Below are 6,710 nucleotides of genomic sequence, written 5' to 3'. Positions count from 1 at the left end.
CGGGTGCGCCCGCGGAACCGGCCGACTGCTGCGAGGCCGCCGAGTCCGACGTGGCCGCGGGTGTCGAGCCCAAGTCGCCGCGTGATTGGGCGCGGGAACGGGGTCTGGCGTTCACGCAGGTCCTCGAGCACCTGCCCACCGACGAACTGGCCGGCGCGAACGGGGCAACCGTGCTGGTGACGATGCGGGAGGAGGATCTGACCGCCGCGCTGGACAGCATCGACGATCCCGAGTGCGGCCAGGACCTCGTGGCCCCCGACCGCACCTCGCGGCCGGCGACGTGTGAGACCGGGCACGAGATCTCCGCCGGCGAAGCCCGCCGCGCCGCCTGCAACGCCGGGTTGGTACCGGTCGTGCTGGGCGGCGAGTCACAACCCTTGGACGTCGGGCGCGCGAGGCGGCTGTTCACCGAGCCGCAGCGCCGGGCGCTGGCGACGATGTACACCTCGTGCGCGGCCGAAGGGTGTGACCGGCCGTTCGGCTGGAGCGAGATCCATCACCTCACGCCCTGGGAGCATGGCGGCCCAACGGACTTCACCAACGCCTTACCCCTGTGCTGGGAAGACCACCGACGGATCCACAACCCCGACTACGTCCACGAACGCATCAAGGAACCCGACGGCACGATGACGATTCGGTTCCACCAGAGGCCACGCCCCTACCGGAGGCGACCATGACCACGCCCCGACTCAAGGGAGAAGTGTGCCTGCGCCGAGGTCCTCAGCGCGAGAGGTTCCTTTGTCGAGCGCCGATTGTCGAGCGCCGATTGTCGAGCGCCCTTCGACGAGCCGAGCCACGGGTGCCTCGCTAGTGTGGCGGCATGTCTTCCACTTCCGTCTTCAGCAAGATCATCGCCGGGGAACTGCCGGGCCGTTTCGTGTGGCAGGACGAGGTCTGTGTGGCCTTCCTGACCATCCAGCCAATCACCGACGGGCACTGCATGGTCGTGCCGCGCGAGGAGATCGTCCAGTGGACCGACGCCTCGCCCGAGGTCAACGCCCACCTCATGGACGTCGCACAGAAGATCGCGCAGGCGCAGCAGGCGGAGTGGGAGGCACCTCGCGTCGGTCTGCTCTGCGAGGGCTTCCTGGTGCCGCACCTGCACGTACACACGTGGCCGGCGTTCAGCATGGAGGACTTCGACCCACACCGCGTGCAGAACGACGTGCCCGACGCGAAGTTCGAGGAGGTCGCCGAGCGGCTGCGCTCGCGGCTGCGCGCCATGGGTCACGAGGCCAACGTCACTGGTCCCGGCCCGTTGGCCTGACATCGCCAGCGCCACTGGGCTACCTTCGGATGAATTGGCTGCTCAACGGGGTCTGTGAGGGAGACATCATGAAGCGACTGATCCTGACCACGATCCCCGCGCTGTCCTTGGCTGCCACGGCTACGGGGGTGGGTGTAGGCGCTCAGTCGGCAGCCGCAGCCCCACCGCCGCTGGAGTACGTCACCCTCGGCGACTCGTACAGCGCGGGGAACGGCACCGGCACGTATGACGAGACGATCTGTTGGCGGTCCCCGGACAACTACGGCGCGCAGGTGGCTCAAGCGGTCGGAGCGCAGCACACCACCGCCGCCTGCGCCGGCGGGGTGGTGGCCGACATCCTGAACCCGCGGAAACTCGGCGCCCCGACCACGAAGACGGCGACGTATCGGCTACCCGGCACGTCGCCGAACAGCGAGAAGCACTGGCTGCGGCTCGCCAAGGACGATGCGCTGTGCGGAGTTCCGGCTCAGCCGGACTGGTACTACGACTACACGCTGAGGTCGTCGAATCGCGACGGCGAGGACGTCACCGCGACGGTGAGCTGCCAACTCACGGCTACGCCGCAGATCGATGCGGTGACCCAGAAGACCGACGCCGTGTTCCTCACCGTGGGCGGCAATGACATCGGCTTCGGGCTCATCACGGCGCACTGCCTGCTGGCCCGGAACGCCACAAACTGCTCCGTCGCGTTGGGCGCTGCCGAGGCGAAGCTCCCCCGGCTGCAGGAGGACATCTCGGCGGCGCTGAAGGCCGTACACGACAGGTCCAAGGGCAACGCCGAGATCTACCTGCTCGGCTATCCGCACCTGATCAACATGGCGTCGTACACAATCCCCGAGGGTGCACCGACCTACGACGCCGGCGCAGCCCTGTATCGACTGCAGCTCGACGGGGACCGGGCCCAGGCCCAGGCGATGGCTGAACTCGACGCCACCACGACGGGCAAGGGTGGGTTCACCTTCGTCGACGTCAAGCCGGCGTGGGGTGGCCTAACGCACGGGCTGGATCCGCACGCGGTGCCGAACCAGGCGAACTCGTGGTTGGTGCCGATCGGGGCTCCGGGTCGGCAGCCGTCCGAGTGGGTGCACCCGACGATCCAGGGGTGGAACGCGGACGCGGACGCCCTGCGCGCGGCGTTGAAGTGAGTTCAGTCAGTCGGGCTGCCCGGTCTCGAGCAGCCGGACGAACTGCGCCTCGGTGAGGATGGGCCGTCCGAGCTCGGTCGCCTTGTCGGCCTTGGAACCGGCGTTCGCACCGACCACGACGTAGTCCGTCTTCTTGCTCACCGAGCTGGCGGCCTTGCCTCCGCGGGAAAGGATCGCCTCCTTGGCCCCGTCGCGGGAGAACCCCTCCAGCGACCCGGTCACGACCACGGTCAGCCCCTCCAAGGTGCGCTCGACCGACTCGTCGCGCTCGTCGGCCATCCGCACGCCCGCTGCGGCCCACGTGTCGACGACCGCGTTGTGCCAGTCGGCGCCCTCACCGTCGAACCACTCCCGCACCGACTCGGCGATGACACCACCGACGCCCTCGACCGAGCTCAGCTCCTCGACGCTCGCCGCACGGATCGCCGCCATCGACCCGAAGTGCTGGGCCAATGCCCGCGCCGCGGTCGGACCGACATGGCGGATCGACAATGCGACCAGCACGCGCCACAGCGGCTGCTCCTTGGACTTCTCGAGGTTGGTCAGCAGCTTCTCGCCGTTGGCCGACAGCACACGCCCACCCACGATCGCCTCGGCCGGGTCGGACTTCTTGGCGGTGCGCGTGAAGAACTCCACGCTCGAGAGGTGCTCGGCGGTCAAGTCGAACAGGTGCGCCTCGTTGGTCAGCAGACCGGAGTCGAGCAGGGCCACTGCGCCCTCCCACCCGAGCGCCTCGATGTCGAGGGCCGACCGGCCGGCCAGCCCGGCCAAGCGTTCACGCAGCTGGCTCGGGCACGAGCGCGAGTTGGGGCACCGCAGGTCCTTGTCACCCTCCTTCTGTGGCGCCAACTCCGTGCCGCACGACGGGCAGTGCGTCGGCATGACGAATTCGCGCTCGGAGCCGTCACGCAGATCGACCACGGGGCCGAGGATCTCGGGAATGACGTCCCCAGCCTTGCGCAGCACGACAGTGTCGCCGATGAGCACACCCTTGCGCTTGACCTCGTGGGCGTTGTGCAACGTCGCCATCCCCACCGTCGAACCGGCCACCTGCACCGGCTCCATCACCCCGAACGGCGTCACGCGCCCGGTGCGACCGACGTTGACCTGGATGTCGAGGAGCTTCGTGTTGACCTCCTCCGGCGGGTACTTGTAGGCCGTCGCCCAGCGTGGCGCCCGAGACGTCGCTCCCAGGGCGCGCTGGACCGCGATCTCATCGACCTTGACGACGACCCCATCGATCTCGTGCTCGACGGAGTGTCGTTCCTCACCGAACCGAGTGACGTACGCCTGCACCGCGGCCAGATCATCGACGACGGTGTAGTGCGTCGAGACGGGCAGCCCCCACGACCCGAGGAGCTCGTAGGCATGGGACTGTCGGTCCAACTCGAACCCACGTCGTGCGCCGATCCCGTGCACGAGCATCCGCAATGGCCGCGTGGCCGTGACCCGCGGATCCTTCTGCCGCAACGACCCGGCTGCGGAGTTGCGCGGATTCGCGTACGGCGCCTTGCCCGCCTCGACGAGGGAGGCGTTCAGGTCGGCGAACGCCTCGATGGGGAAGAACACCTCGCCACGTACCTCGACCAGTTCGGGCAGGTTCTCGCCGTGCAACTGGTGCGGGATACCGACGATCGTGCGCACGTTGTTCGTGACGTCCTCACCGGTGCGCCCGTCGCCACGGGTCAGGGCGCGGGTGAGCCGGCCGTGCTCGTAGAGCAGGTTGACCGCGAGCCCGTCGATCTTGAGCTCGCACAGAAAGTGGATCGGCGTGTTCGCGTCCCGCTGGACCCGGTGGCCCCACTCGGCCAGTTCCTCGGGCGCGAACACGTTGTCCAGCGACAGCATCCGCTCGACGTGGTCGACCGCGCGGAACTCCGTCGAGAACGTGCCGCCCACCCGTTGGGTTGGGCTCTCGTCGGTGCGCAGCGACGGGTACGCCCCCTCGAGCTCGTTCATCTCGCGCAGCAGGGCGTCGTACTCCGCATCGCTGACGGTCGGAGCGTCGAGCACGTAGTACGCGAACTGGTGGGCGTTGACCTGTTCGGCCAGATCCGCCCACCGGGTGCGGGCGTCCTGCGGGACGGGGGCCTGGGCGAGTTGCGGATTCTCGGTCACCGACCCATCATCCCGTACACCACCGACAACCCTCATGCCACGCGAGGCGCCCTACCGTGCGGTAAGCCGACGTGATCCAATGGATGCACGTCACCCGAATCCCTTCCCGGAGGCACCTGTGAACCTCGCCCAGAATCTCGCGACGACCGCCGCGCGGCTGCCCGACAAGACGGCCATCAAGCTCGACGATGCCGCCCTGACATACGGCCAGTTGGCCGGGATGGTGGCCCAGGCCGCCGGCGATCTGCGCGCCTCCGGCCTGGAAGCCGGAGACCGGGTGGCTCTGATTCTGCCGAACGTGCCCGCCTTCCCGGTGCTCTTCTACGCGGTGCAGCAGGTCGGCGGCGTCGTGGTGCCGCTCAACCCGCTGCTCAAGCACTACGAACTCGAGTACTTCTTCTCCGACTCCGACGCGAAGTTCGCCTTCGTCTGGCCCGACTTCGCCGCCGAGGCGCAGCAGGCCGGCGAAGCCACCGGCACCAAGGTCTTCGTCTCCACGCCGGTCGGCCCGGCGCCGGGCGACCTCACCACCGGCGAGCCGATCACCGCTCCGGTCGAGCGTGCCGACGATGACAACGCCGTCATCCTCTACACCTCGGGCACGACGGGCAAGCCGAAGGGCGCCCAGTTGACGCACGCCAACCTCCACCTCAACGCCAAAACCTCCGCCCAGGACGTCATCAGCATCGGCGAGGACGACGTGATCATGGGGTGCCTGCCGCTCTTCCACGTCTTCGGCCTGACCTGCTCGCTCAACGCCGGCATCATTGCCGGAGCCACGTTGACGCTGCTGCCCCGCTTCGACCCGGCCAAGGCCCTGGAGATGGTCGAGCGCGACAAGGTGACGATCTTCGAGGGCGTGCCGACGATGTTCGGCGCGATGCTGCACCACCCGAACGCCAAGGACGCCGACATGTCCTCGCTGGTCACCTGCGTCTCCGGCGGCTCGGCCATGCCGGTCGAACTGCTGCGCGGCTTCGAGTCGGCCTTCGACTGTCGGGTCATCGAGGGCTACGGCCTCTCCGAGACCTCGCCGGTCGTGACGTTCAACATGCTCGACCGACCGAGCAAGCCGGGCACGATCGGCCGCGCGATCCCGCTGGCCGAGGTTCGTCTGGTCGACAGCGACGGCAACGACGTCCCGCCCGGCGACGGGGTCGGTGAGATCGCCATCCGCGGCGCGTACCTGATGAAGGGGTACTGGAAGAAGCCCGAGGCCACCGCCGAGGCCATCCCGGACGGCTGGTTCCGTACCGGTGACCTCGCCACCGTCGACGGCGACGGCTACTTCACCATCGTCGACCGCAAGAAGGACATGATCATTCGCGGTGGCCTGAACGTCTACCCGCGCGAGATCGAGGAGGTGCTCTACCAGCACCCTGCCGTCGCCGAGGCGGCCGTCGTCGCGATCCCGCACGCCGAGCTCGGCGAGGAGATCGGCGCCGGCGTCGCGCTCAAGGCGGGCGAGTCGGCCACGCCCGAGGAGCTCCAGCAGTTCGTCAAGGACCGGGTCGCGGCGTACAAGTACCCGCGCCAGGTCTGGCTCCTCGCCGAACTGCCGAAGGGCCCGACCGGCAAGATCCTGCGCCGCGAGGTCAAGGCCCCGACGGCCTGACCTGACCCACCGGCACGACCTTTCGGTACGACCCAGCTGCGCGACCTACGCAGACGCGGCCTCGGCACACGCCTGGGCCGCGTCTGCGCACGTCTGCAGCACCCGCTGAGCCTGCGGCAACGATGCTCCGGCCAGCCCGCACGCCGGTGTGAGCGTGACGTCGGTCAGGCGAGCCATCGGCAATCCCAGACGGGTGAACCGGCGCTGCAGGCGCTCGGCCGCACCCCGCCAGTCACCGATCGCCGGGCCGGCGAGTCCGGCCGGGTCGGTCGGTACGACACCCGCGGCCAATCGCGTACCCGCCTCGATCACCTCGGCGAGGGCCTCCCAGGCCGGCTCGGGCAGGATCGCCGTATCGAGCGCGAGTACGTCCACCCCGGCGCGGCGGAGCATCGTCACGGGCACGTCGGGGTGGCAACAGTGCACCCAGACCTCGCTCGCCCCGGCGTCGCGGAGCGCCGTGACGGTGTCGGTGAGCGCGCGGCCCGCGTCCTGCGGATCGACCGCGCGCAGCGTGCCGTACCCCGACTGGGTCGGCAGCCGTCCCGCGAGCGCGGCCGGCAGC

The 6,710-nt window shown here is 69.1% G+C and carries 6 protein-coding genes; 4 read left to right on the top strand and 2 right to left on the bottom strand.

Annotated features, from left to right (window positions below; genetic code table 11):
* The 3 genes from KD1_RS06560 to KD1_RS06550 all read left to right on the top strand — a co-directional run.
* Nucleotides 1-677, top strand: a 677-nt coding sequence (locus KD1_RS06560) for an HNH endonuclease signature motif containing protein (RefSeq protein WP_157073213.1), incomplete at its 5' end; no start/stop codon positions are given.
* 143 nt (nucleotides 678-820) lie between these two features.
* A complete protein-coding gene (locus KD1_RS06555; RefSeq protein WP_068399317.1) occupies nucleotides 821-1,267 on the top strand; it encodes an HIT family protein in 447 nt (148 codons plus the stop codon).
* A gap of 68 nt (nucleotides 1,268-1,335) precedes the next feature.
* A complete protein-coding gene (locus tag KD1_RS06550; protein WP_083542193.1) occupies nucleotides 1,336-2,412 on the top strand; it encodes an SGNH/GDSL hydrolase family protein in 1,077 nt (358 codons plus the stop codon).
* A 6-nt stretch (nucleotides 2,413-2,418) separates the two neighbouring features.
* On the opposite strand, the gene ligA is transcribed toward KD1_RS06550, so the two are convergent.
* Nucleotides 2,419-4,566, bottom strand: a complete 2,148-nt coding sequence (ligA, locus tag KD1_RS06545; protein ID WP_068399314.1) for an NAD-dependent DNA ligase LigA — start codon at nucleotides 4,564-4,566, stop codon at nucleotides 2,419-2,421.
* 43 nt (nucleotides 4,567-4,609) lie between these two features.
* Here ligA and KD1_RS06540 point away from each other — a divergent pair, with 43 nt between their 5' ends.
* Nucleotides 4,610-6,145: a long-chain-fatty-acid--CoA ligase gene (locus KD1_RS06540; RefSeq protein WP_068399307.1), complete on the top strand. Its 1,536-nt coding sequence runs from the start codon at nucleotides 4,610-4,612 to the stop codon at nucleotides 6,143-6,145.
* A 45-nt stretch (nucleotides 6,146-6,190) separates the two neighbouring features.
* On the opposite strand, the gene KD1_RS06535 is transcribed toward KD1_RS06540, so the two are convergent.
* Nucleotides 6,191-6,710 (bottom strand): uroporphyrinogen decarboxylase/cobalamine-independent methonine synthase family protein (locus KD1_RS06535; RefSeq protein ID WP_502690817.1); only part of this gene is annotated, 520 nt, incomplete at its 5' end.

The sequence above is a fragment of the Kribbia dieselivorans NBRC 106261 genome (genome assembly GCF_001552435.1).
Taxonomy (GTDB): Bacteria; Actinomycetota; Actinomycetes; order Actinomycetales; family Dermatophilaceae; genus Kribbia; species Kribbia dieselivorans.
This window is presented reverse-complemented; position numbering and strand designations above follow the sequence as displayed.